Origin of the sequence: Rothia sp. HMSC08A08 (assembly GCF_001808385.1) — a bacterium.
GTDB classification, from domain to species: domain Bacteria; phylum Actinomycetota; class Actinomycetes; order Actinomycetales; family Micrococcaceae; genus Rothia; species Rothia dentocariosa.
Genome location: NZ_KV793077.1, coordinates 1 through 1,108, shown reverse-complemented (window position 1 = coordinate 1,108; position 1,108 = coordinate 1). Strand labels below are relative to the sequence as shown.

Here is a 1,108-nt window from a genome sequence, read left to right as displayed (position 1 = left end):
GCTCATCGGATAAGAGGAAGTGCCGCCTCCTGAACATATACTGGCTGCTCGAGCGCCGCAAACGGGCCGAGTCCGCGCTGATCACGGTGGTCGCCGACGCCTACCTGGCCGGGGTCTCCACCCGACGCATGGACAAGCTGATAGGTACTTTGGGCATCAACTCGCTTTCGAAGTCACAGGTCTCACGCATGGCGGCCGAGCTCGACGAGCACGTCGCCTCCTTCCGCAACCGGCCCCTGGGCGATGCCGGCCCCTTCATCTTCGTAGCGGCCGACGCCCTGACCATGAAGGTCCGCGAAGGCGGTCGCGTGGTCAGTGCGGTGGTCCTGACAGCCACTGGGGTCAACGCCGACGGACACCGCGAAGTCCTGGGCCTGCGGGTAGCCACACCTGCGAGAGCGGAGCAGCGTGGAACGAGTTCCTCGCCGACCTGGTCGCCCGAGGCCTGGGAGGGGTACGACTTGTCACCTCTGACGCCCACACGGGTCTGGTCGAGGCCATCGCCGCGAACCTGCCCGGAGCGACCTGGCAGCGCTGCCGCACCCACTACGCCGCCAACCTGATGACAGTGACCCCCAAGAGCGCCTGGCCGGCCCTCAAGACCATGCTCCACTCGGTTTACGACCAGCCCGACGCAGCAGCCGTCGAGGCCCAGTTCGACCGCCTCCTGGACTACACCCGTGACCTGCTGCCCGAGGCCGCTGACCACCTCGACGCCGCGCGAGCTGACCTGCTGGCCTTCACCGCCTTCCCCGTCGAGGTATGGCGGCAGATCTGGTCCAACAACCCCCAAGAACGCCTCAACAAGGAGATCCGCCGCCGCACCGACTCAGTGGGCATCTTCCCCAACAGGGACGCCATCATCCGCCTGGTCGGCGCCGTCCTGGCCGAGCAGACCGACGAATGGGCTGAGGGCCGCCGCTACCTCAGCCTGGACACCCTCAAACAGTGCCAGACCACCAACAAGCTCCAGGACGGCCATCCAGACACGCCCCCGACACTGACCCACTGACCCCTAACCACGAAGGGCCCCTACACCACTACCAGGGACTTGACTACTCACCCACGGAAAAACTACGAGTCTCTTTCGATGGTGAAGTACTTCGAA

Annotated in this window: 1 pseudogene; it reads left to right on the top strand. The window is 65.5% G+C overall.

The window, feature by feature from the left end:
* Positions 1 to 1,012: pseudogene (locus HMPREF3164_RS07645) on the top strand (IS256 family transposase); the annotation flags it as partial.
* Between the last annotated feature and the right edge of the window lie 96 nt (positions 1,013 to 1,108).